A 26,594-nucleotide genomic window follows, 5' to 3' on the forward strand; every position below is an offset into this window, starting at 1 on the left:
GCGTCAAATGACGTAGTCGAAATAGGAATAATGCCAGTACTCGTTGCAACCTAGCCAGCACATAATAATCCTGCAAATAAAATAAGAACCCATCGCAAATTGATCATCCAATGCAGCGTCCAGCAGTTTTCTGCATGTCAAACGAGGGTAAAGTTCACAGGCAATTACGAGTACACCACTATGAAAAGCATTGAACGAAATAAAAAGAATCGCATAGCTGCAGCAATCACCGCCGCATTAGTGCCAATGGCATCTGCTATTGTAGTGCCTAGTGTAGCGGCACAAGAAGTGAAAGAGGCGGAAAAAGCTGTTGCACTAGAAACCATAGAAGTCACGGCAACGCGACGCGCAGGATCATTGCAAGAAGTCCCTATTAACATTTCTGCCGTTACAAACGACCTAATGGAGCAACAAGATTTAGAAGAGCTCGAAGATATTGCGCGATGGGTGCCTGGTTTAACGGTAAACGATCAAGGTGGTCGTTCAGAGTCGCCTATTATCGTTCGAGGCCTTAACACCAATTCATCTGGCCCAGGTTCAAATGGTGGAACGGTAGCTACCTACGTTGGCGAAATTCCTTTGTTCATGAATTTACGTTTACTTGATATTGACAGAGTAGAGGTATTGATTGGGCCACAAGGCACCTTGTATGGAGCTGGAACACTCGGTGGCGCAATACGTTATATTCCTAAAAAAGTAGATTTAGACTTTGTTTCTGGGTCGGTAAATGGCGACCTGTATCAAACTAGTGAAAGCGAAAGCATGGGGGGAGAGGCAGGTTTTGTATTTAATGCGCCTATTATGGAAGGCACCCTTGGTTTTCGTGCTGCATTTAACTATTCAGATGACCCCGGTTTTATCGACTACGATTATTTAGTTCGTGAGTCTGGCACATCATTGCCGGACCCAGACTTTACCGATCAATCAGAAGTTGATGCGAACCTTTATAGTGTCGAAGATGGAAACACATTCGAACAAACGGCAGCAAAAGTACAATTGCGCTGGGTGCCCACAGACTGGCTAGATACTACACTTTCATACTTTTACCAAAAAGATGATATCGGTGCTCGTTCTACCGTTCACTATCAGTCTTTAGGTGATGAAAATCCAATTGGCGATCTTGTTGGAAAATACGACGCGGCTTATCGTTTCCTGGAGCCCATGGAGCGTGAAAACGAACTTTTGAGCTTAGAAGTTGAAGCCGACTTGGGCTTTGCTACCTTGGTTTCTGCTACAGGGTCATCGAAAACTACCCGTGATTCTAACTCTGACGTTACCGATTTATTGATTCGATTAAGCTATGGTTATGAAGAGTTCCCTGCATTTTCAGGGTTAACAACCAGTACTAGTGAAGATGAAAATTTAACCCAAGAAATTCGTTTAGTTAGCAATAGTGAAGGCCCTCTAAGTTGGATAGTGGGCGCTTATTACAACAAAAATGACTTCAACCGCAACTACAGGGAAGAGGTTGAAGGTTTTGATGAGTTCGCCATTGATACCTGGGGTGCTTCAGGTTCACTTCGTCCAGATAGTATTGAATACATTTCCTATGGTATTGACCAAATAAAAGAACAGGCATTGTTTGGTGAAATTAGCTATGCGTTTAACGACAAGCTTGATATCACCATAGGCTTACGCCAATACAGTTATGAGGTCGAAACCGAATCAGATACTGATCTTCCTCTCTATTACACGGTTTTTACAGGACGGGATCCCGATTCTATCGTTTTTGAGCCTAATACAGCGGAAGGGGATGATGATGGTAACTTATTTAAGTTTAACGCCAGCTATGCATTTTCGTCAGATATTATGGGATATGTCACTGTCAGCGAAGGTTTTAGAATTGGCGGTGTAAATACTGTGGCAGCTTGTCCGCCTAACGTTGATGACATTACCAATCAGCTTATCTGTGCATTACCTGACGAGGCGATGTACGACGCAGATACAACAACAAACTATGAAGCTGGTGTAAAAACATCATGGTTTAAGAGTCGCTTTACGTTCAATGTTGCTGCCTTCAATGTGGATTGGGAAGATCCTCAAGTATCAGGCATCACTGAAAATGGTGCGGTTGGAATTCTTACTAATGCTGAAGGCGCGAATGCAAAAGGTATAGAAATTAGCTCTCGGGCGACTCTCAGTGACGAGCTTACTATGTACGCGGCGTACTCTTATGCGAAAACTAAAATGACGGATGATGCACTGGGCATTTATGGTAGCACTGGTGACACAGTTTATGAGGGAGATAGGCTTCCTGGTTCTCCAGAGCACCAAATATCCATAGGGCTAAATTACTCGACTGAATTATGGAATCGTTTATTAGATCTTAGTTATGGCTTCACTGCGCAAAGTGATGTGTATTCGACTTTGGGCTTACGCAACTATGGTGAAGCGTTGCCGGGTTACGGGTTAAGTAATATCAGCGCTAAGTTATCTGATGAAGCGTGGAGTGTCACGTTTTATGTAAACAACCTTTTCAATAAATACGCCTTCACATCTACCTCTCGCAATTGGGGCGACATTGAATATGGTAACAGAGGTAGTGACTTACAGCGAAGCTATGCGCACTATATTTTAACGCCTCGTACAGTAGGTCTTAAATTTAGTTACCAGTTTGGAATGTAGTGATTTTGGAATGTAACAATAGGGCTCAGCGTTTAGCTGAGCCCACATAATAAATGTAAGGAAAATAAAGTGATTACACGTTCTTGTATTCTTGGCGCAGTGCTAAGCGGTTTACTTATTTGTTCGCTTGGTGCATCTGTATATGCGGAAGATTCTGACATGCCCATGCCCGATAGCTTTAAAGAAAAAACTAAGGGTATACCCGAGGAAAAGCTAGAGATTCTTGAGTCACCACTCCCTACCATGTTGCTAGGTACTATGGAGCGTTTTTATAAGTCGATGGAAGGAAAGTCGGCTGAAGAAATTGAAGCGTACCTCGACGGAATGATTGAAGTCGCGGAAGCGGGCAAATTTAACCCGGAAACAGACATGGCGTCTATTCCCTTAAATACCGAAGCAAAAGGGTTTAATGCGTGGAAAGCGAAGCGTCCTAAAAGCCTCACCCCTGAAAGAGAGCCTGGCCCAATTCATTTAAGCCGCTATATGAGTGGCCGTTCTGGGGGGGTAAAAACTTTCGCGAACGCTCCTCTCGCTATCTATCCAGATGACCTAATTGCAGGAAATGTAGATATCGCTATAGTGGGGGCTCCTTTGGATATGGGCTCTTACTATCGCGGGCAAAAATTTGGCCCGCAAGCCATGCGTAATGAGTATGGTGCAGGTGGTATTGATATGAGCACTATGGTGAATCCTAGTAAGGTGCTGAGTATCGTAGATTATGGTGATATTGCCATTGATAACATGAGTACCGAACTTTCGGTACAGCATGTGCGCGAGCGAGTAAGAGAAATTGCTGAAACTGGCACCATGCCTTTTATTGTGGGCGGTGATCACAGCTTAGAATACCCAGATATTGCGGCGTTAGCTGATGTTCATGGTAAGGGAAGCTTCGGCGTAGTTCATTTCGACTCGCACTATGATGCGGGTAAAAACCAAGCGCATTGGTTAACACATGGCCAACCTGTTTATCGAGCAGTAAAAGAAGGGCATGTAAAACCAGAAAACTTCATTCAAATAGGTTTGCGTGGGCCTTGGCCTGGTCCAGAAGGCTTCGAATGGATGCGTAATAACGGTATGCGTTATCACACCATGGCTGAAGTAGAGAAAAAAGGTTGGAAGCAGGTGATGGATACGGCGCTTAAAGAAGCCCGTGAAAATGTAGATAAACTCTATATCTCTTTTGACGTTGACGTTATAGACCCTGCATTTATACCGGGTACAGGTACGCCAGTACCTGGCGGTTTAACCATGCGTGAAGCAATTCCTATCGTAAGAGGCTTATGCGCACAAAACGATATTATTGGGTTTGAAATTGTCGAGCTTGATCCCCTACTAGATCCTACGTATCGCTCTGCGCTGAATTCTAACTTTATTCTCCATGCGTGTTTGACAGGTGTGGCAATGAGAAGGGAGGGCATTGAAGACCCGTATTTCCTTTCTGAATTGACTACTGAACATATGCAACCGCAAGCAGGTGAAAAAGCGCGTAAAGAAGGGCTTAGGGAAGAAATAGACACTAACTACGCCAAGCCAAAAAAGTAAAAATCAGAGAATGGGAAGCCGGTAATGCATTTATTACCGGCTTTTTTTGCTTATCAGAATAAGAATGAAGGTGTAGTACAAATGTTGAAGGTATTAATTCGAGACCCACTAGTGATGTTTCTTGGCTTAGGGGTCATTGTTTTTGGCCTTTATTACGGCCTCGAAGAGGATGATAGTGATGCCGTTGAACTGAGTGAATCGAATAGAAACGTATTTGCTGAGCAATTTGAATTACTGACCGGTCGCCAAGCCACGCAAGCCGACTTAGCAAAAATTGAAGACGACTATATTCGCGAAGAAGTACTTTTTCGTGAAGCTATTGATGCAGGTATGCACCTGATCGACCCCGAAGTTCGCGAAAAACTGGTTCAGGAAATGCGTTACCAGATAACCGGCTATTTACCTGACCCAGACGAAGCTAAATTAGTGGCATATTATCTTAAGCATATAGACCGTTACTACGTAGAACCCACCTACAGCTTTCAGCATGTATTTTTTGAACAGCTTCCCGATAACAGTGAGGAAATTTTAGTAAAACTCACCCGTGGTGTGGAAGTGAAAGGGGATGAGTTTTGGCGTGGCAGATTAATGCCTGCCTATGGTGTAAGCATGATAAGAGGCATGTTCGGCAAAGTTTTTTTAGACACCATGGATAAGCATACCTTTAGTGAATGGTATGGCCCTCAGGAATCGCTTTTAGGGTGGCATTTTGTCAAGGTTACGCATTCAACGCCTCGATCGCCACTCACTTTTGACGAAGCAAAAATGCAGGTGACGAACGACTACGTGGTAGACCGGCTCGATAGTGCAGTGAAAGACTACATTGATGATTTAGGCGACAAATACCGCATTATTAAGAACGTTAAGGAGTAGCCACATGCTAAGAAATTCAGCCATTTTTATGTGCTTATTGTTTTGCGTGTTTCCGTTAAGTGCGGATGTATTTTCGGCGGCAGAATTAAGATTATCCGATGGTGAAATGGAAAATACCTACCAATTTACTGCGCAGCTTCCTACCTCGCTTGCCAGCAGTAAAACCCTTCAGTTGCCCAGCTACTGCCAGATAGAAACGGTAAATCAGCAACGGTTAGGCAGCAACACGATACTGAGTTATGAATTTGCCTGTACGGACGAACTCGGTGACGGCGCTGAAATTATTACGCCTTGGTTTTTAGACGGCGCCAATTTAAGAGTGAATACGCAATCGAGCAACTTTAGTCTTACTCTTAAGCGTTCATTGAATACCATGGTGGTGCCCATGGTACAGCCCGGCGCACTGACGTTATCGAAGGGGCAAACCATTAAACGGTATTTGTGGCAAGGTATGCTGCATATTTGGTTTGGATGGGACCACCTCGCTTTTGTGCTTTGCCTATGTTTATTGGCCCGTGGTTATAAACTATTGGGGCTAGTGAGTACATTTACGCTTGCCCACTCTCTTACCCTTGCTCTGTCTTATTTTGAACTTGTCACCCTTCCTATTGCGCCCGTTGAAGTATTAATTGCCTTGTCAATTTGCTTAATGGCGCGCGAAGCAATCCTATGCAATCGAAACGCAAGAAAGGTAGCAATGACAGCCAGTTTGGGCGTTGTCGCCCTATTCGGTTTAATCCACGGGTTGGGTTTTGCCAGTGCGTTAGGCGAGTTAGGGGTGCCGCAAAATGAAATTACATTGGCACTCTTGTTCTTTAATATTGGGGTGGAAGTCGGCCAGGTGGTGTTTATTGGTGTTATCTACGCGGTTGGCGCTTTGTTCACCAAAACCCCGTATGCCGACCAGATGCGTTACAGCGTGTTAATGGGAGTAGGTACCCTGGGCATGTTTTGGGTTATTGAACGCATTAATGGTTTTGGTGGGGGGATTATTTAACCTGTCTTCAAGAGACGGTTAAAGCACTATTAATCAGCCTGATATAGAAAGGGAGAGATGGGGTATTTAACTGGGGGATATGACTTATTGTTTGGTATTTAAGCGACTTTTATAGTGGTACTACGTTCACTTTTAACGTCCTTAATAATGAAATTAAAAACTCTTCTACTCGCTACCAGTTGGGCAGCGTTATCTTCTTTCTCGGTGCAAGCGCTTCAAGAAACCGCCGAGAAAGAGGAGGTGCAACCACCTCCTTCGCTGCCCGGTGAGGTTCATTCAAAAATAGATTCCGCCACGCCAGGCCTTATGCCTGTTAAGCCATTAAAAGACGTACCCGAGGATATTCTTGCGTTACTTGATGCATTGCCCGAAGCCAAGCGAGAGTTTGTGCTAAGTGGAAAAGGCGCGAGCGTACTTAAACCCGACCTTATGTACGAGTTAATGCGAAAAGCCAGTACGCAGGAAATTGAGCAATACGTTGACACTATGCTCACTGTGTATGACCAAGTGCAATATAAGCAAGGCCGAGACACTGACCAAATCACCCTAAATACCGATTCAGAAAACTACAATACGTGGCGAGTGAAGCGGCCAAAAGAGCTTGATCCCGAGCGGGAAGCCGGTCCTATTTCCCTAGGCCGCTATTTAGGTGGTGGCCGCTCTGGCATACCCACTTTTGCGCGCTCTCCAGTGGCCCTTTCTCCTGAGGATTTGGTTGCCGGTGAAGTGGATGTTGCCATTTTAGGTGCGCCTTTAGACATGGGGTCAGGCTGGCGAGATGCCATCCATGGCCCTCGTGCAATGCGTATGTTAGGTAGGGGAACCGGGGGCGCAGACGTGTCCACCATGATTGACCCGGGGAAAGTATTGAACATTGTGGATTATGGCGACGCAGCCATAGATCAACTTAGCACTGAGCGAAGTGTTCAAGAAGTACGAGATCGGGTGCGCGAAATAGCCGAGGCCGGAGCGATACCCTTTATCATAGGCGGTGACCATTCGCTCGAATATCCCAATGTTGCGGCTATTGCCGACGTTTATGGAAAAGGCAAGGTGGGCGTAGTGCACTTTGACGCGCATTTGGACACAGGTCGCGGACGGGTGCATTTATTGGATCATGGCCAGCCTATTTACCGCCTCATGAAAGAAGCGCATGTGCGACCTGAGGACTATATTCAGGTGGGCTTACGGGCGCATTACAGCAAAAGTTACTACGAGTGGGAGCGTGAAATTGGCATGCACTACCACACCATGGCTGAAGTAGAACGGCGTGGATGGGATGCAGTTATGGAGCGAGTTTTACAAGAAGCCTCTGAAAATACGGAATTTTTGTATGTGTCCTTCGATGTTGATGTACTCGACCCAGCATTTCAACCGGGTACGGGAACGCCTGTATCAGGAGGCTTAACAATGCGAGAAGCCATTCCAATTGTTCGTCGATTGTGTGCCGAAACAAACCTAGTCGGGTTTGATATTGTGGAATTAGCCCCTGCGCTAGATGCCACGTACGTGAGTACATTAAACGCCAATAGCTTGATGTTTGCGTGCTTAACCGGTGTGGCGATGCATAAAAAAGGTATTACCCAGAAAGGCTTTATTAGCGAATTATCTTCTGAGCACGGACAAACCGACTACTATGGAGATAAGAAATAATGAAACGCCTTTATACTGACAGAAAATTAAATATATTGAGTGCGGCAGTAGGTGCAGCACTAATGCTATCGGGTTGTGCTTCTACCACAAAGGTTGAGAGCACACCCATGCCAGAAGTGTCGATATCAGCCAATACACAAATGTTGAATGAACAAGAGTTGGCCTTCATCAACGCGCCAGATGAACTGGTTTTGTATAACTTAACCCCCGATAAGCTTTCGGTGAAGTTAGCGGAAAAATCGCCTCAAGAGGCGAAACAGCTAGTACAAGCCCTGATGCAAACCAGTGCGCAAAGGCGTTATCAGGCAAGCAAAACCGCCTCCCAAGCGAAGCCATCAGAAGGAATTGAGGAGCCGCTAGCGTATTTGGCAGACAGCGATATTATTCCTCTTAATCCTGATGCGGGTGGATACAACAAACAACGTGTATTGCAACCTGCTTTGTTCGACCGTTATAAACGCGAGCCAGGCCCTTTTAGTTTAAAGCGTTACCTCAATGAAGAGGGCGGGATTCCTACATTTGCCAATGCGCCCGTGGCAATACGAAAAGCCGATTTAGTCGCTGGCGCCGTGGATGTAGCATTTGTTGGTGTGCCGCTGGCCCTAGGGGCAGGATGGCGAGACGACAAACACGCTCCTACTATATTACGTGGTATGTACGGTTTAAGTGGGTACAGTGTTGAAGGTGGGGTCGATCCAACGTTGGCTATGCAAGTAGCTGATTATGGCAATATTGCCGTGGATAATATGAGTCCAGAGCTAAATATTGAACATATTACTCAGCAACTAACCGACATGTTGGAGGCGGGCACAATCCCCTTCATTGTGGGCGGTGATCATTCCATTATGTTTTCAAGTGTGAGTGCGGTGGCTGGGCATTTTTCAGATACACCTGTGTCTGTACTGCACTTAGATGCCCATTATCGCGGTGAGCGCGACAAAGATCACTTTTATTCTGATGAGCAAAGTGTTGCTAACTTATTAGCGGAAAGCGTCATTGAGGGGGACAAACTCGTTCAAATAGGGCTTAGAGGTGCGTCTCAAAATAAAAATGCCTTGATTTGGCTGCGAGAGAACAGTGTGAAGTATCACACTATGGCGCAAGTGGAACGGGATTCGTGGCCGGTGGTCATGGAGCAAGCATTGACGGAGCTTGGTGCTAGCGGAGGAAAAACTTTTGTGTCTTTCGACATGAGTGTTATTGATCCCGCGTTTGTCAGTGGGTCTGGACAGCCAGTGGCCGGAGGGATTTCGGTTCGCCAAGCCATGACATTAGTACGTCGAGCGTGTGCAGAAACTGACGTGGCGGGATTTGAGATGCTTGGTGTAGCACCGTTTTTAGATTTGAGCTACAACACGGCATTGAGTGCCAACCAAATCATGCATGCCTGTTTAACTGGCATTGCTATGCGTAAATCGGGCATTAGTAACACCAACTACATCGACCCAATGGCTCTTAGCCACCAATAGTGATTACTGCCATTACAGCAATAAAAGACCGGCTTCTTCAGCCGGTTTTTTATGGCGGGCGGTTAAAAGCAGCGCATTAGGCTGTCGAGCTTCTCAACTACCTTCACAAACTGAATTTGAGATGAAAGCTGCTTGAGCTCCTTTTTGGTTTCAGGGGGAATATCATAGTGCTCTGAGATGTCTTCAAGTTTGGCAGTAAAGCCCGACAGATAACCAATTTCAGCCAGCGATTTAAGGGCTTGATATTGGTTGCGCCCTACGAGAGGCCTATTCCCTTCGTTTTTGCCCGCTGGCTCAAGGGCGGTATCATCGTTTTGATTTATCCAACGAATGTTCAACCAGTGGCCCAATTTATCAATGAGGTTAGAAATATCAAAAGGCTTGGTAAGGTAGTCGTTATGATTTTGTCGGGCATTATCTTCCATGTCTAGTTCCCGCACGTTGGCTGACACTACTACAATGGGTAGCTTAAATCCTTCTTGCCTAAACAGCTCAGCCGCTTTCCAGCCGCTTATTTCAGGCATTTTTAAGTCGAGAAACATGAGGTCGATAGCGTGGCTTTTCAACTTACCTAAGCCTTCTTTAGCAGAACTGGCGGTAATCACGGTGAATCCTAGGGGAGTGAGAATGTCGCTCAATAACTGCCGCTGGCTAGCTTCATCATCTATGGTTAAAAGAGTTTTAGATTCACCTTCATAGCCCACAACCTGTTTGTCTTCATCTACAGGTTCTCTGTGAATATGATTAAGTCTGGGTAGCATTAAGCTTAGGCTAAACCTACTGCCTTCGCCGAGGCCGCTAACTAAACTAATATCCCCGCCCATTAACTCCGCAAGCGCACGGGAGATGGTGAGGCCTAAACCCGTACCAGAAACCGCCGTGTTACTGTCAGATACACGCTCGAACGGATGGAACACGGTTTCTTGATCCTGCTCGCTTATCCCCGGGCCGGTGTCTTCAACAATAAACTGTCCTACTTCATTACGGTATCGCACGGTAAATGTCACACTGCCGTGTTCAGTAAATTTAAGAGCATTAGAAATCAAGTTTATTAGAATTTGCCGTAGGCGCTGTTTGTCACCAGACACAAATTGGGGTAAGTGCTGGGGGAAATCAGCGGTAAACTTTAACCCTTTAGATAGTGCTTGCTGCTGAAACATATCAATAAGTTGTTCTAGTAACGGACGTAATTGGATATCTTCACGGTGAACTGATAATCGTCCCGCCTCAATTTTAGAAACTTCTAACACCCCTTCAATTAAATCACTTAGGTATTCCCCATTGCGCTTCATGGTTTGCAAAGGTTCTTTCGCGTGTTTGGGAATTTTGCTATCACTGGAAAGTAACTGCGCATAACCAAGTAGCACATTTAAAGGTGTTCGAAGTTCGTGACTCAAGCCTGCCAAGTATCGACTCTTTGCTTTATTGGCTGACTCCGCCTCTTCCTTTGCTAATTGATACGCCTGTGACGTTTTTTCATGAGCATTGACCTCGGTGGCCAAAGCTTTAGTTTGTTCACGAAGCTCTTCTAATGCTGAACGATTACTTAGCCTCGCAAGGGTAAATAGCCAACTCACCACACCAATAATAATCAGTAAAAAGAAAAATATTTTGAGTAGCGTGGCGGCAAAGACGTCTTTAAGCGCTTCGGTCGCCATGGGAATTTGCCAATAAATCAGCAGCAATATGGTGGCGGAAATACCTGTGAGTAGCAGAGTTAGCCATAAACATTGTGCAATAGGCGTACTAAGTACACGCAAGGTTTTTAAACTAAAATAGCGGTTGAACAATGCGAATGCTTGTGACGATAAGGTGGCGTCTTCCCTGCATTGGTCACCACAGCGAACGTCTAAGCTGCAGCACAAAGAACATATGGGATGATTGTAGGCCGGACAAAAACTCATATCTTCGTTATCAAATGTATTTTCACATAAGCAGCATTGGTGTTCAGCCCCATCTAGATCATCAGTGGTATTGGGTACCAAGTAAAATTTTCCTTTGGTTGCCCAACCCATTGCAGGCACCACAATAAAGGGTAAGAAAAAGGCTAAATAGGAACCAAGTGCGACGCCAATGTCGCCAAACGCGCCCATATGCGCAGCAAAACCAACAACTGAAGAGACAAACATAGACACTGTGCCAACAGGATTAATATCGTACAGTTTGGAACGCTTAAATTCGATTATAGGCGGGCTTAGTTTGAGGGGCTTATTAATAAGCAAATCAGCCGATACAGAACTTAACCATGAAAGTACCAGAACTGAATAGATCTGAAGCATACTTTCGATGGTTTGATAGATACCCAACTCCATCAACAAAATAGCAATTAGGATATTGAAGATCATCCAAACTACTCTACCTGGGTGGTTATGGGTAATACGGCTAAAAAAGTTAGACCACGCCAAGGACCCGGCATAAGCGTTCGCTACATTAATTTTTAGTTGTGAAATAATCACAAACACAGTGGCAATCACAATGGTCAGTGTAGTGTTGTTAAAGAGAAATCCGAAAGCCACTTGGTACATATGTGCAGGGTCACTGGCTAGCTCTCGGGATACCCCTTGTTTGAGGGCTAAGTAAGCTAGAAACGACCCCAGAAATAATTTACCCGCACCAAAAATTATCCATCCTGGCCCAGCCATTATCATAGCGACCCACCATTTTAACGGGCTAGAAGCAGTGGGTTTTGGGGGCAGAAATCGGAGAAAATCGACTTGTTCACCAATTTGCGCGACTAAGGAAAGCAAAACAGCTGATGCTGAACCAAATAAGAGAATGTTAAAGCCGCTGCCCATGTCACTGGCATCACCGGTAAACTCTGTCCATTCCCTTAAACTTGAATCGGGATGATTGAACACGTACAGGAGTGGCATTAGCTGTAAAACAATCCAAACTGGCTGGGTCCACACTTGAAAGCGGCTAATATAAGTAATGCCGTGGGTTACTAGGGGCATGACAATAAGTGCACTAATAGCATATCCAATATAGAGGGGAATACCGAGCAATAGCTCAAGCGCCATACTCATAATTGCCGCTTCAAGTGCAAAGAAAATAAATGTAAAAGAGGCATAGATAAGAGAGGCTACTGTGGAGCCTAAGTAACCAAAGCCAGCCCCTCTACTTAAAAGATCAATGTCAACGCCATACCGAGCAGCATAAAAACTTATAGGGGTACCACTGATAAAGATAACCACCACCAACGCAAGAATGGCCCAAGCTGAATTTACGAACCCATAATTCAATGTAATAGCGCCGCCTATAGCCTCCAATACCATGAAAGACACTATGCCAAGCGCTGTATGTGCAATACGTGAATATGACCACTTTCGAGCGCGCTTGGCGGTAAAGCGAAGGGCGAAATCTTCCATCATTTCGTTCGCAACCAGCTTGTTGTATGAGCGGCGGCTTGAAGAGACTTTTGAATTGTCTGCCATGAGGTGGTGATGATCCTACTGGGAATGTTATTAAAAGATGAGTACGGAACAAGCGCAGATTACTCTGTCTTATATAATGTCAGCATACCGTTAACTCGCCAATACCTGTATAGGAATAAGACGAGTCTAAACTACGTAATTTAACTCATTTTTTTATTTTGCTTATAGAAATACTATACAAGCATTCGTTACAGCATGGTGTCACTGGCATACAGTTTTGTAACCCCATTATGGAAAACGGCCAATTAGCCAGGGTCAACAGTGAACCTTTTCAAGTAGGTTAATGTGGGCTAATCAACAATCTAGAGGATGTTTGATGAAGTTACGTAAATTAATAGTCGCTAGCTCGATGATCGCAGGGTCGATGATTTCAAGTTTATCAATAGCCGAGGAAGATACGATTAAGGTTGGGGTGTTGCACTCGCTTACCGGTACCATGGCCATTAGTGAAACCACGTTAAAAGACACCGTATTAATGATGGTGGAAGAGCAAAACAAGCAAGGTGGTTTGCTTGGAAAGAAACTCGAAGCAGTGGTGGTGGACCCCGCCTCAAACTGGCCGTTATTTGCCGAAAAAGCACGTGAATTAATTGTGCAAGAGAATGTAGACGTTATCTTCGGTGGCTGGACGTCGGTCTCCCGTAAATCTGTGTTGCCTGTAGTTGAAGAGCTAAACGGATTGCTGTTTTATCCAGTACAGTATGAAGGTGAAGAGTCGTCTAAGAATGTATTTTACACAGGAGCTGCGCCCAATCAACAAGCCATTCCTGCTGTAGATTATCTTATGAATGACATTGGTGCGGAGCGATGGGTATTGTTAGGTACCGATTATGTTTACCCTCGTACTACCAATAAAATTTTAGAAGCTTACTTAAAAGCCAATGGCGTGAGTGATGATGACATCATGATTCAATACACACCGTTTGGTCACTCAGATTGGCAAAACATTGTATCTGATGTGAAGAAGTTTGGTTCCAGTGGTAAGAAAACCGCCGTGATTTCAACAATCAATGGCGATGCAAATGTACCTTTCTACAAAGAGTTAGGTAACCAAGGTATATCAGCAGAAGACATTCCCGTTGTAGCGTTTTCTGTGGGAGAAGAAGAGCTATCAGGGTTTGATACCGGTCCTCTAGTAGGTCACTTGGCCGCGTGGAATTATTTTCAGAGTATTTACACCGATGCCAACATTGAATTTATCGATAAGTGGAAGTCCTTCATCGGTGATGAAACTCGAGTAACCAACGATCCAATGGAAGCCACTTATATCGGCTTTACTATGTGGGCTGCCGCCGTGGAACAAACGGGAAGCACTGATGTTAACACAGTGTCAGACGCTTTAATTGGTATGTCGGTACCAAATTTAACTGGCGGAATCGCGGTAATGAATCCTAATCATCACTTGTCGAAGCCAGTATTTATTGGCGAAATCCAAGATGACGGACAAGTAGAAGTGGTGTGGGAAACCCCAGGGACAGTGCGAGGTGATGCATGGTCTGATTTCCTGCCAAGTTCTAAAAATTTGATGTCTGACTGGACGGCACCCATGCTATGCGGCAGTTACGATGTTAAAACAGGCTCTTGTACCAGCAGTAAGTAGTGTGTTGTGGGCGGTATTGCCGTCCATCCAGTGAGTGGCGCTGTTTGCGAAATCGTTGCAGCGCCACGTTTTTTTGCGACACACTAGGGAATAAAGTCATGTTCAAATCTGTGTTGGCATTATTTTTTGTCATTATTCATCTCAGTATTTTTCAGTCGGCTCGAGCCCAAGACGTCGCTTTCGACGATATTGTGAAAGCTTTGCCAGAGGCGTCTTTCCGCACACTACCCGCCACTCTCGATAAAGCCGCTACACTTGACGATGAACGAGTTGCTACGCTACTCGCACGGTTACTGGAGGGCGATGTGTACTTTCATCCGAAAACTCAGCAAGTGATGTATGCAACCAAGACCCAAGGTGAGCGGGCGTGGATAGATACACTCACAGAGAAGAATATTGCGGAGTCTAGCGGCGTTAGGCTAAGAAAGGTACGTGTAAACAACCGTGTACGAAGCCATATTCGACAACTTTTAGCCCAACGTAACTTGAGCCATCGTGATGACACGGTACGTTTACAAGCGTCGGAAAGCCTTTTGGCTGATGTTGATTCAATATCGACTAAGGTTATTTTGTCTAGGTTAGAGCAGGAAGAAAACGCCGATATTATTGAAGTGTTAACCGCCATTACGGCGCTTAAGCGACTTCAAAATGACGACGTGACTGAACAGTTGGGTGCGCTTGAAACCTTGAGAGGAAACTTATACCCAGAAGTTAGAGTTGCGCTTTTATCTTTGCAACGTGACAGTGAAGTTGCTGACACAGTAAAGGCTAATGTTGATGCTGTCTTGGCGGGAATAGAGGTGAAGCGCAAGTGGTTTGGTTGGGCTGAAACGGCCTTTTTCGGTATCAGCATGGGGTCGGTGCTTTTATTAGCCGCTATTGGCCTATCCATCACTTTTGGGGTGATGGGTGTTATCAACATGGCCCATGGTGAAATGATTATGTTGGGGGCATATACCACTTATGTTATTCAACAAACTTTCCCCAATCTTATTGAGTATTCGTTGCTTATGGCAGTGCCTGCGGCCTTCTTAGTCTCTGGCTTGATGGGTGTACTCATTGAGCGCAGTGTTATTCAGTTTTTAAAAGGGCGACCTCTTGAAACATTACTCGCCACCTTTGGTATTTCTCTGATTTTACAGCAGTTGGTACGTACTGTGTTTTCACCACTAAATCGTCAGGTAGCAAGCCCAGAATGGATGAGTGGTTCATGGCAAATTAATCCGGTGTTTTCTGTCACGTTTAACAGATTGTATATCATTATATTTTCTTTGGCGGTGTTCTTTTCCTTGCTGCTATTTTTGAAAAAGTCCTCCCTTGGTTTACATGTTCGCGCCGTGGCACAAAATCGCGAGATGGCACGGGCGCTCAGTGTAAAGAGCAATTGGGTTGACGCCGCTACCTTTGGGCTAGGTTCTGGAATAGCCGGCGTGGCAGGGGTGGTGTTAAGTCAATTAACCAATGTGGGGCCCAATTTAGGCCAGGCGTACATTATCGATTCATTTTTGGTTGTGGTATTTGGTGGCGTAGCAAATTTGTGGGGCACCCTGGTGTCAGCCATGACCCTAGGCGTCTTAAATAAATTCCTAGAACCTGTTACAGGCCCGGTATTGGCCACTATTATCGTATTAGTCGGTTTGGTTTTATTTATTCAAAAGCGCCCAATGGGGCTGTTCCCGCAAAAGGGGAGGGCTGAATAATGATGAACTTTTTCTTTCAACTAAGTAGCGTGCAGCGCGTCGTCTCCGTATTGTTAGTCATGGCTGTGTACGTAGTGTTGGCGAACCAGTTATTTTCCCCAGAGTCATTTTTTTACGTCAGCAGCTATTCAGTGAACCTATTGGGCAAATATCTGTGTTACGCCTTGCTAGCGTTGGCACTAGATCTGGTGTGGGGCTATTGCGGCATTTTAAGCCTAGGCCACGGTGCATTCTTTGCCCTTGGTGGGTATGCCATGGGTATGTACCTGATGCGTCAAATTGGGGATAGAGGCGTATATGGCAACCCGGATTTACCTGATTTCATGGTGTTCTTAAACTGGGAAAGTTTACCTTGGTTTTGGGTGGGATCAGATAGCTTTTTTTGGGTGATTGCAATGGTGGTACTTGCCCCAGGAGTACTGGCGTATGTCTTTGGTGCCATGGCGTTTCGTTCTAGAGTTAGCGGCGTGTACCTTTCTATTATGACGCAAGCGATGACGTACGCACTCATGCTGGCCTTTTTCCGCAATGAGATGGGATTTGGTGGCAACAACGGTATGACTGATTTCAAAGACATTTTAGGGTTTTCATTGCAATCAGATACTACCCGGTTGGTGTTGTTTATTATCACTGTATGCGTATTGGCGGCCGCTTATTATGTGAGTGATCGCATTGTTTCTTCGAAAGCCGGTAAAGTGATCACCGCCATTCGAGATGCAGAAAATAGGGTGCGTTTTGTGGGGTACAACAGTGCCAGTTATAAGGTGTTTCTGTTCACCTTTTCTGCCGTGCTTGCCGGCATCGCAGGCGCACTCTACGTACCTCAAGTGGGCATCATTAATCCTGGAGAATTCTCGCCCATAAATTCCATCGAAATCGTTATTTGGGTGGCTATTGGGGGCAGAGGCACCTTATACGGAGCCATTATTGGTGCCATAGTGGTGAGCTTTGCAAAAACAAGGCTGACAGGGATTATGCCTGAGGCCTGGTTATTTGCACTTGGCGGTCTATTTGTCTTAGTCACCTTGTTGTTGCCCAAGGGCTTGGTTGGACTGATTGATCATCGTTTTCCTGTCAAGCGTAAGGTGAATAAGCAGGAGGCAGCCTCATGAAAAGTGCGTTACTGACAGAGAAAAGCCCCGCGCCAGATACGCGCCACGGTATGATTTTATACATGGAAAATGTGGGTGTTAGTTTTGATGGTTTCAAAGCACTTAACGATTTGAATTTGTATATCAAAAAAGGTGAGTTGCGTTGTCTTATTGGTGCAAATGGTGCGGGTAAAACTACCCTTATGGATGTCATTACCGGTAAAACCCGCCCCGATACTGGGACGGTAAGTTATGGGCAGCAAATTAATCTGCTACAGCATAACGAAGAGCAAATTGCCCGTTTAGGGATAGGTAGAAAATTCCAAAAACCGACGGTATTTGAGGCCTTAAGCGTAAAAGAAAACTTATATCTCAGCCTAAAAATGGACAAGGGCATTTGGACATCGTTATGGCACGCATTAAGTGCAGAAGAACGAGATGATATAGACCAAATTCTGCATACCATCGGCCTTCTTGCCATGCAGCATCGTCAGGCCAGTGAGTTATCCCACGGGCAAAAACAGTGGCTGGAAATTGGTATGTTGCTGGCGGCCAAACCTCAGTTGTTGCTGGTGGATGAACCCGTCGCAGGCATGACAGTGTCGGAAGCGGAGCGCACCGCTGAGCTTTTAACTTCGTTGGCCGGAGAGCACTCAGTGGTGGTCGTAGAACATGACATGGGATTTGTGCGTTCAATTGCACGCACGGTCACGGTGTTGCATCAAGGTAGCGTATTAGCAGAAGGCACCATGGACGCCATTCAAAGTAATCCGGAAGTGAAAAAGGTATATTTGGGGGAGGAGGGTCATGATTAACGTATCCCAACTGAACCAGCGTTACGGTGGTAGCCAAATATTGTGGGATTTGAATATGGACATAGCGGCCGGTTCCCGCACATGTATTATGGGGCGTAATGGAGTGGGGAAAACCACGCTACTAAAATGCCTCATGGGCATGTTACCCGCAGCCTCTGGCAGTATTACTATCAATCAACAAGACGTAACGCGCGCAAGTATAGAAAGCCGTGCCAATATAGGCGTGGGCTATGTACCACAAGGCCGTCATATTTTCGGTCAGCTTACCGTTGAAGAGAATTTAAAAGTGTCGCTTAATTGTAAGCGCCAAACGTCACGCAGCCTGCCAGAAGACATTTTCGAATACTTCCCTGTGTTAAAAGAAATGTTGCAACGCAGAGGCGGAGATTTATCAGGTGGTCAGCAGCAGCAACTTGCTATTGCCCGTGCCTTAGTGCTTAATCCTAATATGCTTATTTTAGATGAGCCGAATGAAGGCATTCAGCCCAACATTGTTCAGCTGATTCGCGATGTACTATTGCGCTTAAATAAAGAAAAGAGCATGACGATTGTTCTGGTTGAGCAAAAACTGCCCTTTGCTCGCGCGGTAGGCGAACAATTCTACTTAATGGAACGAGGAAAAGTGGTGTCTCATGGCGCGATGCCAGAGCTTAACGATGATTTGGTTAAGCAGTATTTGTCGGTTTAGCAAGGAGTGATAATGACGGCAAGGCCCGCAGTAGCTTACGAACAGTGGCTGGCGCGACTAGAAATGACATTTGCTTACCGGCAACAAAAAACAAAGCTGGTGAATACACTGCGGGAAGGCCCGCTCAGTGTACAGCGGGCTTTTTACCCAGAAACCACTGGCGCGGCGCATTTATATTTATTGCATCCACCAGCCGGTATTGTGTCTGGTGATGAATTGCATGTTGCGGCCACCTTAGAAGAAGATTGCCAAGTACTGCTAACCACCCCGGGGGCCAATCGGTTTTACCGTGCCCGAGAGGCAAAACAAATGGCCAGTAAGCAGTGTCAGTTCAACCGTTTTACTGTTGCAGACAACGCTCACCTCGAATATCTACCCCATGAGACACTGGTTTATACCAACGCCAATGCGTTTAGTCATACTCAGGTGTATTTAGATAAAGGCGCAAGCTACGTAGGCTGGGATGTTGCGTGTTTGGGCTTACCCCATATCGACCAACCCTTTTCCAAAGGGCAGTTCACACAAACCTTCAGTCTTTATCACAACCAAGGTATTCGTTTTCACGAACGTCTTGCCTTGCACGCTAAAGACAATCTTCATCAATCTCGCATTGGGTTAGCGGGGCACCATGTGGTGGGCACCATGGTGTTATTCAATGGCAATGAAGCGTCATCAAACGAATGGGCAAAAAGTGTGTGTAGCTTAATTCGAACCTGTATTGATGAACTTAACCTGTGTAGTTTTATGTCAGTCACGCAGTTGCAAGGCGTTGTTGTGGTGCGTTATTTAGGCGAGGACAGCGAAGTTTGTCGTGAGGGTTTTGTGCATGTTTGGAAGCAGACAAGGCCACAGGTGTCTGGTCATTTAGCAGTACAACCACGAATTTGGTACACATAACTGATTAAATAAAGTGGGAGCAGCTTTTGGAACTATTACCCAGAGAGAAAGACAAGCTATTGTTATTTACCGCCGGACTACTTGCCGAGCGGCGCTTAAATAGAGGGTTAAAACTGAATTACCCCGAAGCGATTGCATTTATTTCAATGGCCATTTTAGAAGGTGCACGAGATGGAAGGTCTGTCGCTGAACTGATGGATTATGGGCGTACAGTATTAAGCGCCGAGCAAGTGATGGAAGGTGTACCTGAGATGATCCACGATGTTCAGGTAGAAGCCACATTTGCAGATGGCACCAAATTGGTGACAGTTCACGACCCCATAGTTTAGGAGAATGCGATGATTCCTGGCGAGATATTCACAGACGAAAGTGATATAGAACTCAATCAAGGTTTACCTGAAACCAGTGTTGTTGTCGTTAATCATGGCGATAGGCCAATACAAGTGGGATCCCATTATCATTTCTATGAAGTGAATCCGGCGCTGCATTTTGACCGCCCATCCACCAAAGGTTTGAGATTAAATATTACCGCTGGCACTGCTGTGCGTTTTGAACCTGGTCAGAAACGTACGGTAAGTTTAGTGCCTTTTGGTGGCTCAAAATCCATTTATGGGTTTCGTGGTGATGTGATGGGAAAATTGGAGCAAGAGCATGACTAAAATAGACCGTAACGCCTATGCACACATGTTTGGCCCAACCACAGGCGATAGGGTTCGCTTAGCGGACACCGACATTATTATCGAGGTAGAAAAGGACTGTACCTGCTATGGCGATGAAGTGAAGTTTGGTGGAGGTAAAGTTATTCGCGATGGCATGGGGCAGGGGCAGCTCAGCTGCGCAGAAACCCCAGATTTAGTCATTACCAATGCGCTCATTTTAGATTATTGGGGCATTGTGAAAGCCGATGTGGCGATTAACGATGGCCGTATTCAAGCCATTGGCAAAGCCGGTAATCCCGACGTACAAGACTACGTAACTATTCCTATTGGCGCGGGCACGGAGATTATAGCAGGAGAAGGGCAAATACTGACGGCAGGTGGCATCGATGCACACGTACACTTCATTTGCCCTCAGCAGGTAGATGAAGCCTTAATGTCAGGGGTAACCACCATGATAGGCGGTGGCACAGGCCCGGCCACCGGGACGAAAGCTACCACATGCACCCCGGGGCCATGGAATATTGAAAAAATGATGCTTTCAACTCAGGACATGCCAATGAACTTTGGCTTCTTGGGTAAAGGAAACGCGAGTTTACCGATGGCGTTGGAAGAGCAAATTGAAGCGGGTGTCTGTGGCCTTAAATTGCATGAGGATTGGGGAACGACCCCTGCATCGATAGATAACTGCTTGACCGTAGCCGACCGTTACGATGTGCAAATTGCCATTCACACCGATACTTTGAATGAAGCAGGATTTATGGAAGATACCTTGGCGGCATTTAAAGGCAGAACTATTCATACTTATCACACCGAGGGTGCGGGTGGCGGGCATTCCCCAGATATTATTCGTGCTTGTGGTGAAGCCAATGTTTTGCCGTCATCCACAAATCCAACACGGCCTTACACTGTCAATACCGTTGACGAGCACTTAGACATGCTAATGGTCTGTCACCACCTCGACCCTTCTATCCCTGAAGATGTGGCGTTTGCTGACTCACGAATTCGCAAGGAAAGTATCGCGGCCGAAGATATTCTACAAGACCTAGGCGCAATAAGTATGATTGCTTCTGACAGTCAGGCCATGGGACGCATAGGTGAAATGATTTGCCGAACATGGCAAACCGCCCACAAAATGAAAGTGCAACGGGGTCCGCTGCCACAAGACTCTGACAGAAATGACAATTATCGTGCGCGTCGTTACGTGGCTAAATACACCATTAATCCGGCTATAAGTCATGGTATCGATAGTGAAGTGGGTTCTATTGAAGTAGGTAAATTGGCCGACGTTGTGCTGTGGAAGCCCGCCTTCTTTGGAATTAAGCCAAGTTTGATTCTTAAGTCAGGCTTTATTGCTGCCGCGCCTATGGGCGATCCCAACGCCTCTATTCCTACACCACAACCCGTCTATTATCGGCCAATGTTCGGTAGCCTTGGCGGCGCCGCAGCCTCATTGTCTGTTACTTTTGTTTCACAGGCATCGATCGATAACAACATTGCTGAAAAATACGGGATACGCCGGCCACTCGTGGCATGTAAAAATACAAGGAATATTGGTAAAGGGGATATGAAACTCAACGATTGGCAGCCATACATTGAGGTGGATGCACAAACCTATGAAGTACGCGCTAATGGTGAGTTACTTACCTGTGAACCTATGGAAGTACTGCCTTTAGCACAGCGCTATAGTTTGTTTTAAGAGAATTGTATGTTAACGATTTCAGAAAGGTTGGGTCATTATCATGGTGATGCCGACGATACCATAACCCTAGATTTTGATACGCGTCAAAAGGCGCGAATCAAAGTGACAACCGACAAGGGCGAGCAGGTCGGCATTTTTATAGAGCGAGGGAAGCCCTTACGCGTGGGTGAGCACTTGCGAAGCGAATGCGGCAAAGTAATTAAGGTGATAGGAGCCCTTGAACCAGTTACCACAGCAAGTACAGACGACTGGCACACCTTTTCAAAAGTGTGCTATCACTTGGGTAACCGCCATACTCGCTTACAAGTAGGTGAACGTTGGCTAAGATTTAAACCCGATCATGTGCTTAGCGAATTAGTGCAGCGTTACCATCTAAGTGTGAGTCACGCACCTGCGGTATTTGACCCTGAAAGTGGCGCCTATCAAAGTGGCGAACATCACCACCATCATGACTGATCTTTCGATGCTTCAGTGCGCAAGGTTGCTGCAATTATGCAGTGCGAATTTGCCGGTGGGAGGATTCTCCTTTTCGCAAGGTTTAGAGCAAGCGGTGGAGCGTGGGTGGGTAACTACATCTGATGCACTAGAGAATTGGGTAGCTGTGTTGCTAGAAGGCAGCGTCGCCAATGCCGATGTCCCTTTGTTGATGCAGCAATTTAGCGCAATAGAAGAAGGTGACCAAACACTATTTTTAGACACCGACGATTGGATTGCGGCTACCCGAGAAAGTGAAGAAATTTTACTGGCCGAGCAAGCCATGGGAAAAGCACTACGCAGGCTGTTGCGCAATTTAGTTAATAAGGAAGACAGTACGGCCGCTCAATGGGTTAATCAGCTAAATGCCCATTGTTTTATTAGTCAATTTGCCTTGGCCTCCCATGTTTTCGGCTTACTACTTGATGCCTGTTTAAGCGGCTATGTGTGGACCCTTATTGATAATCAGGTGGCCGCGGGCACAAAACTCATCCCGTTAGGACAAACCGATGGCCAAAATTTATTGTTTCGCTTAACCACAAAAATTACACCATGTATTGAGAGCGCCAAACACGTGCAGCAAGACCATATTGGTCAATCTATGCCGTCGTTGGCCATGGCAAGTGCATGGCATGAACAACAATATTCAAGATTATTCCGTTCTTAGAGGAAACCTTATGCAAAAACAAACACTGCGTGTTGGTGTGGGTGGCCCAGTGGGGTCTGGAAAGACAGCGCTACTGCGTTCGTTATGCCTCGCTATGCGTGAAAAGTACAACATGGCCGTAGTTACCAACGATATTTATACTCACGAAGATGCACAGTTTCTAACCAAACATGACGCACTAGAAGCCGATCGTATTATCGGTGTAGAAACCGGTGGTTGCCCCCATACGGCTATTCGAGAAGACGCCTCAATGAACCTTGCTGCCATTGACGAACTGCAATCTCGGCATGAGAATTTAGACTTTGTCTTAGTAGAAAGTGGTGGTGACAATCTCAGTGCCACCTTTAGCCCAGAACTCTCCGACTTAACTCTTTATGTGATTGACGTTTCAGCAGGGGATAAAATTCCCCGCAAAGGTGGGCCGGGTATTACCAAGTCTGATTTACTTATCATCAATAAGATAGACATTGCTGACATGGTGGGAGCCTCACTAGACGTGATGGATACGGACACTAAGCGTATGCGTGGCGATAAACCTTTTGTATTCACTAATTTAAAAGCAGGTGAAGGTTTGGCTGAAATCATCAACTTTATTGAAGTTGAAGGCATGTTGGCTAAATCTTAATTAAGGAAAGACAATGAAAAAACAGTTACTACTTATTGCATCGCTATTCTCTTCGGCTACATTTGCGCATGAAGATCATTTTCTAAATACCACGGTACATGAGTACTATCATATCGCTTTTTATGTATTGTCGATGCTGGTTGTTATCAAAGCAGTACATTGGGTGTCCAATAAACTGAGGAAACGTTCGCAATAAAAATAGAGTGCGATAGCCTTATAAAATTGCCAAGTTGTTATGTATTACAAGAACAGCTTGGCGATAATCAATCATTCTGATGGTTAAAATTTAGGTTATTAGGGCATAAAGTTTCGCTGGCTAAGACGGTTACTTGAGCATAAATATTTATAGTATTCAGCGCTAATAATAGCAAAACTATAGCAATAAACTTCTTACGGGTAACGGTTCTACCTTGCAAAATCATTGTTCTTTTGTGACTCTAACGGGATTTTAAACGACGTAGCAGTATCCAATTCAACAGCCGATGCGATAAAGAGATTGCCATCGCTGGAGCCTATTTATTTTGCATGTAGTGCCCATTCCTTGCCGTAAGAAGCGAAGGGAATGACGTTACTAGTTTCGATCACGGCATCTTACGATTCATCAAAAGTAGGTTAGGTGAGCTCCCCAAGATAGAACCTTTTCTAGGTGAAATGTTACGACAGTTTATTACGGGCGCCGAGTTTAATTCGGAAGGTAACCGTTCAAATTTCTACCGCGAAACGCTTTTAGCGGAGAACTTTTATTATGAACTCTAGCCCAAGTTCGATCTGGAAAGTGCTGTTTGGAGACAGCTTATCGCGATGGATTTAGAAGGTTACCGATGCAGTTTAACTTCCAATGTTTCGCGTATTTTAAAGGCTGGGGCATCGGTAGTAATATAAGATTATCTATAGTAAATACACCTGACAACTGTAGTCAAAATGAGTAAAACAGCTTACTTAATGCAATCATTTACGTCACAATAAATACTTACTAAAGTAATATAACTTCCTCTAGATACGTTGCTGGCTATCGTAGTTTGAGTAACGCTTCTACCGTTTAATCTTCTTAGATATCACCTGAAAAGCAACGAAGTTTGATGATAAAGACTCAATAATATGGCGTCTAAACACGTCTTTTGTACCTATGTATATCAGGTTAAGAACAAGCAATCATTGCATTAAGCCGACGTTAATAATGTAGTTTGAAGCAGATTAACCAGTTTTAAAAAAGCAAAATTGTTGGTTTTATTGGTCTAAATATTTGGTGTGGATGAATTAACATTTCATCGTAAAGAAACTGAATCAGCTGCAAATTTTACCGCTAAGGACTACCTCATCAAAAGCGTTACTGGAAAGCTTTTAAAAGCGTTACTGGAAGTTTTGACGAAAGCGTTACTGGAAAAAAATTTTTTTTCCAGTAACGTATGGTAGGGTACCAAAAATCCCAAAACTAAAAACTTCCAGTAACGCTTTTTTTTAAGTCGAGCGATTGAGGTTCCTAGAACCGATTTCAAGGCGCTTTTTACTATAGTTCGTCTAACTCTCCAGCACGAATAACCTAACTTGCTCTAGCATAATATTTAGAGAATATTGGGCTCAGTAATTTTAAGTGGACCAAAAGCATTCATTGGCATCATGCAAGATGTAGAAACGTTATGTAACGTCCAGCTTCTGTTTGCTTCAGATAAAAAAGCTATCGAGTCAATTAACCTAGCGAACGGATAAATTCGTACACTCAAAGATCTAAAGAGTATGTTTACTTTGTCTAGTGATATTAAAACTTTAGATAATGAGAGAAGGGGCTATTCAATTGCCAAGTTCATTAAGCCTAACTTACGTTCAGCTTGCATTAGATTAAACTCTCTCTTGCTTGTGGTCAAAGGAAGTTGATCTTTAAAGGTGATTACCAAAAAAAATTAGATGTCGCCACATCATGACTAAGGAAAAAGTTCTTAGTAAAAGGCGGGCTCGTTATTAGGTTACCAAAAGAGACTGTAGACCTGAGTCTACACTTTGGGGTAATCGGAAGTGCAGCCTGAGGGCACTCGCGGTGGTACACCAGAATAGATCGGTGCTAGTAGGTTCAATCGTTCGCGATAGATAATGCAACGATGTGAAGATACACGTTTTCAAAGTTGGTCGTTGGGCTGTGAATCATATGGGTCTTCAGGTGCCCCTATAGGATATTGGAACAGTAACCCTATCCCTAACCAATCCAATTCAGATGTTGCAAGCCTCATGATGGGGGACAAAAGCTCTTAGTAAACGTCGGGATCGTTAGTAGGTCGCCAAAAAGTGTAGAGCTGAGTCTACACTTTTTGGTACGTCGGAAGTGTAGACCGGAAGCACATTTAGTGGTAACGCCAGAATAGATCGGTGTTAATAGGTTCAACCGTTCGCGATAGATTATGCAACAATGTGAAGATACACGTTTTCAACGTTAGTCATTGGGTTGTGAATCATATGGGGTCTTCAGCTAGCCCTATAGGATATTGGAACAGTAACCCTATCCCTAATCAATCTAATTCAGATGTCGCCATCATCATGACTAGGGAGAAAGTTCTTAGTAACAGGCGGGCTCATTAATAACTCGCCAAAAAAGTGTAGAGCTGAGTCCATACTTTTTGGGAAGTCAGAAGTGTAGACCGGGGCCCACGCGGTGGTAATACCCGAATAGATCGGTGTTAGTAGGTCTAATCATTCGCGATAGATTATGCAATGATGCGAAGATACACGTTTTCAACGTTAGTCGTTGTGTAGCGAATCAACCAGTGTTCCGTGTACTCTCGGGGCTGAACCGTTGTTGCTCCATCAGGAAGGTTTAAGGCAATGTAAGGGGGGACTGATTGTAACTTTCTACGTTGCCTCTACAACTTAACCTTCATCCAATAGTGAATTATCACTGAATGAGTACCTTAATAATTCTAAGGCTAAGTTATTAGGTACTTAGTGAATATCTGGCTATGAAGTAAAGATACCAAGAAGGGAGTGAAGTTTTATTATCTTTCAGACTGATAAATTGTAGTAGTGTGATTACCAAGGGATTGTGTCGGTCTAATTACCGAGCGATTTTGTCGTAAATAGCATATCAGCCAGTTGCTAAA

General features: G+C 44.9%; 20 protein-coding genes. 19 read left to right on the top strand and 1 reads right to left on the bottom strand.

All coding sequences use genetic code 11. From position 1 onward, the window contains the following. Positions 1 to 180: 180 nt before the first annotated feature. From J5X92_RS02565 to J5X92_RS02590, 6 genes are all read left to right on the top strand, one after another. A complete protein-coding gene (locus J5X92_RS02565) occupies positions 181 to 2,625 on the top strand; it encodes a TonB-dependent receptor (RefSeq protein ID WP_126871828.1) in 2,445 nt (814 codons plus the stop codon). Positions 2,626 to 2,694: 69 nt separating this feature from the next. Then, positions 2,695 to 4,167 (top strand): agmatinase family protein, encoded by a 1,473-nt coding sequence (locus tag J5X92_RS02570; RefSeq protein ID WP_260563416.1) that lies wholly within the window; start codon positions 2,695 to 2,697, stop codon positions 4,165 to 4,167. A 24-nt stretch (positions 4,168 to 4,191) separates the two neighbouring features. After that, the gene (locus J5X92_RS02575; protein WP_244360045.1) at positions 4,192 to 5,040 is read left to right on the top strand and encodes a peptidylprolyl isomerase; all 849 of its coding nucleotides are present in this window, start codon (positions 4,192 to 4,194) and stop codon (positions 5,038 to 5,040) included. Positions 5,041 to 5,044: 4 nt separating this feature from the next. Next, positions 5,045 to 6,037 (top strand): HupE/UreJ family protein, encoded by a 993-nt coding sequence (locus J5X92_RS02580; RefSeq protein WP_126871827.1) that lies wholly within the window; start codon positions 5,045 to 5,047, stop codon positions 6,035 to 6,037. A gap of 147 nt (positions 6,038 to 6,184) precedes the next feature. Then, positions 6,185 to 7,690 carry an agmatinase family protein gene (locus J5X92_RS02585; protein WP_126871826.1) on the top strand — a complete coding sequence of 502 codons (1,506 nt, stop codon included), beginning with the start codon at positions 6,185 to 6,187 and terminating at the stop codon, positions 7,688 to 7,690. Then, positions 7,690 to 9,159, top strand: a complete 1,470-nt coding sequence (locus tag J5X92_RS02590) for an agmatinase family protein (RefSeq protein WP_126871825.1) — start codon at positions 7,690 to 7,692, stop codon at positions 9,157 to 9,159. Before J5X92_RS02585 ends, J5X92_RS02590 begins: the two co-directional genes overlap by 1 nt. Before the next feature lie 62 nt (positions 9,160 to 9,221). On the opposite strand, the gene J5X92_RS02595 is transcribed toward J5X92_RS02590, so the two are convergent. After that, a complete protein-coding gene (locus tag J5X92_RS02595) occupies positions 9,222 to 12,593 on the bottom strand; it encodes an ATP-binding protein (RefSeq protein WP_244360049.1) in 3,372 nt (1,123 codons plus the stop codon). A gap of 316 nt (positions 12,594 to 12,909) precedes the next feature. On the opposite strand from J5X92_RS02595, the gene urtA reads away from it, so the two are divergent. The 13 genes from urtA to J5X92_RS02660 all read left to right on the top strand — a co-directional run bounded on the left by urtA (position 12,910) and on the right by J5X92_RS02660 (position 23,704). Then, a complete protein-coding gene (gene urtA / locus J5X92_RS02600) occupies positions 12,910 to 14,193 on the top strand; it encodes an urea ABC transporter substrate-binding protein (RefSeq protein ID WP_126871824.1) in 1,284 nt (427 codons plus the stop codon). Positions 14,194 to 14,291: 98 nt separating this feature from the next. Beyond that, entirely contained in the window at positions 14,292 to 15,893 is a 1,602-nt protein-coding gene (gene urtB / locus J5X92_RS02605; RefSeq protein ID WP_126871823.1) for an urea ABC transporter permease subunit UrtB, read from the top strand. 59 nt (positions 15,894 to 15,952) lie between these two features. Beyond that, positions 15,953 to 17,005, top strand: a complete 1,053-nt coding sequence (gene urtC / locus J5X92_RS02610; RefSeq protein ID WP_244360052.1) for an urea ABC transporter permease subunit UrtC — start codon at positions 15,953 to 15,955, stop codon at positions 17,003 to 17,005. Continuing rightward, positions 17,002 to 17,799, top strand: a complete 798-nt coding sequence (gene urtD, locus J5X92_RS02615) for an urea ABC transporter ATP-binding protein UrtD (protein ID WP_126871821.1) — start codon at positions 17,002 to 17,004, stop codon at positions 17,797 to 17,799. Before urtC ends, urtD begins: the two co-directional genes overlap by 4 nt. Further along, positions 17,792 to 18,487, top strand: a complete 696-nt coding sequence (gene urtE, locus J5X92_RS02620) for an urea ABC transporter ATP-binding subunit UrtE (RefSeq protein ID WP_126871820.1) — start codon at positions 17,792 to 17,794, stop codon at positions 18,485 to 18,487. Before urtD ends, urtE begins: the two co-directional genes overlap by 8 nt. A gap of 12 nt (positions 18,488 to 18,499) precedes the next feature. Then, entirely contained in the window at positions 18,500 to 19,384 is an 885-nt protein-coding gene (locus J5X92_RS02625) for an urease accessory protein UreD (protein WP_126871819.1), read from the top strand. A 26-nt stretch (positions 19,385 to 19,410) separates the two neighbouring features. Then, positions 19,411 to 19,713 (top strand): urease subunit gamma, encoded by a 303-nt coding sequence (gene ureA, locus J5X92_RS02630; RefSeq protein ID WP_126871818.1) that lies wholly within the window; start codon positions 19,411 to 19,413, stop codon positions 19,711 to 19,713. A 9-nt stretch (positions 19,714 to 19,722) separates the two neighbouring features. After that, positions 19,723 to 20,043, top strand: coding sequence for an urease subunit beta (locus J5X92_RS02635; protein ID WP_126871817.1), 321 nt, complete (start codon positions 19,723 to 19,725; stop codon positions 20,041 to 20,043). Further along, positions 20,036 to 21,739 carry an urease subunit alpha gene (gene ureC / locus J5X92_RS02640; RefSeq protein WP_126871816.1) on the top strand — a complete coding sequence of 568 codons (1,704 nt, stop codon included), beginning with the start codon at positions 20,036 to 20,038 and terminating at the stop codon, positions 21,737 to 21,739. The genes J5X92_RS02635 and ureC overlap by 8 nt, the downstream gene beginning before the upstream one ends. Positions 21,740 to 21,748: 9 nt before the next feature. Beyond that, complete coding sequence (ureE, locus tag J5X92_RS02645; RefSeq protein WP_126871815.1) at positions 21,749 to 22,198, top strand: urease accessory protein UreE; 450 nt, start codon at positions 21,749 to 21,751, stop codon at positions 22,196 to 22,198. Next, positions 22,170 to 22,883, top strand: coding sequence for an urease accessory UreF family protein (locus tag J5X92_RS02650; RefSeq protein ID WP_260563415.1), 714 nt, complete (start codon positions 22,170 to 22,172; stop codon positions 22,881 to 22,883). The genes ureE and J5X92_RS02650 overlap by 29 nt, the downstream gene beginning before the upstream one ends. 10 nt (positions 22,884 to 22,893) lie before the next feature. Continuing rightward, the gene (gene ureG / locus J5X92_RS02655) at positions 22,894 to 23,508 is read left to right on the top strand and encodes an urease accessory protein UreG (protein WP_126871813.1); all 615 of its coding nucleotides are present in this window, start codon (positions 22,894 to 22,896) and stop codon (positions 23,506 to 23,508) included. A gap of 13 nt (positions 23,509 to 23,521) precedes the next feature. Continuing rightward, positions 23,522 to 23,704, top strand: coding sequence for a hypothetical protein (locus J5X92_RS02660; protein WP_126871812.1), 183 nt, complete (start codon positions 23,522 to 23,524; stop codon positions 23,702 to 23,704). Positions 23,705 to 26,594 lie beyond the last annotated feature (2,890 nt).

Origin of the sequence: Alteromonas sp. K632G (assembly GCF_017653625.1) — a bacterium.
Lineage (GTDB): Bacteria > Pseudomonadota > Gammaproteobacteria > Enterobacterales > Alteromonadaceae > Alteromonas > Alteromonas naphthalenivorans.

Excerpts from the sequence above, each read along its gene's own strand:
- J5X92_RS02565 (WP_126871828.1), top strand. The coding sequence starts at position 181 with ATGAAAAGCATTGAACGAAATAAAAAGAATCGCATAGCTGCAGCAATC.
- J5X92_RS02575 (WP_244360045.1), top strand. The coding sequence starts at position 4,192 with ATGCATTTATTACCGGCTTTTTTTGCTTATCAGAATAAGAATGAAGGT.
- J5X92_RS02580 (WP_126871827.1), top strand. The coding sequence starts at position 5,045 with ATGCTAAGAAATTCAGCCATTTTTATGTGCTTATTGTTTTGCGTGTTT.
- J5X92_RS02585 (WP_126871826.1), top strand. The coding sequence starts at position 6,185 with ATGAAATTAAAAACTCTTCTACTCGCTACCAGTTGGGCAGCGTTATCT.
- J5X92_RS02590 (WP_126871825.1), top strand. The coding sequence starts at position 7,690 with ATGAAACGCCTTTATACTGACAGAAAATTAAATATATTGAGTGCGGCA.
- J5X92_RS02595 (WP_244360049.1), bottom strand. The coding sequence starts at position 12,593 with ATGGCAGACAATTCAAAAGTCTCTTCAAGCCGCCGCTCATACAACAAG.
- urtA (WP_126871824.1), top strand. The coding sequence starts at position 12,910 with ATGAAGTTACGTAAATTAATAGTCGCTAGCTCGATGATCGCAGGGTCG.
- urtB (WP_126871823.1), top strand. The coding sequence starts at position 14,292 with ATGTTCAAATCTGTGTTGGCATTATTTTTTGTCATTATTCATCTCAGT.
- urtC (WP_244360052.1), top strand. The coding sequence starts at position 15,953 with ATGGCTGTGTACGTAGTGTTGGCGAACCAGTTATTTTCCCCAGAGTCA.
- urtD (WP_126871821.1), top strand. The coding sequence starts at position 17,002 with ATGAAAAGTGCGTTACTGACAGAGAAAAGCCCCGCGCCAGATACGCGC.
- urtE (WP_126871820.1), top strand. The coding sequence starts at position 17,792 with ATGATTAACGTATCCCAACTGAACCAGCGTTACGGTGGTAGCCAAATA.
- J5X92_RS02625 (WP_126871819.1), top strand. The coding sequence starts at position 18,500 with ATGACGGCAAGGCCCGCAGTAGCTTACGAACAGTGGCTGGCGCGACTA.
- J5X92_RS02635 (WP_126871817.1), top strand. The coding sequence starts at position 19,723 with ATGATTCCTGGCGAGATATTCACAGACGAAAGTGATATAGAACTCAAT.
- ureC (WP_126871816.1), top strand. The coding sequence starts at position 20,036 with ATGACTAAAATAGACCGTAACGCCTATGCACACATGTTTGGCCCAACC.
- ureE (WP_126871815.1), top strand. The coding sequence starts at position 21,749 with ATGTTAACGATTTCAGAAAGGTTGGGTCATTATCATGGTGATGCCGAC.
- ureG (WP_126871813.1), top strand. The coding sequence starts at position 22,894 with ATGCAAAAACAAACACTGCGTGTTGGTGTGGGTGGCCCAGTGGGGTCT.
- J5X92_RS02660 (WP_126871812.1), top strand. The coding sequence starts at position 23,522 with ATGAAAAAACAGTTACTACTTATTGCATCGCTATTCTCTTCGGCTACA.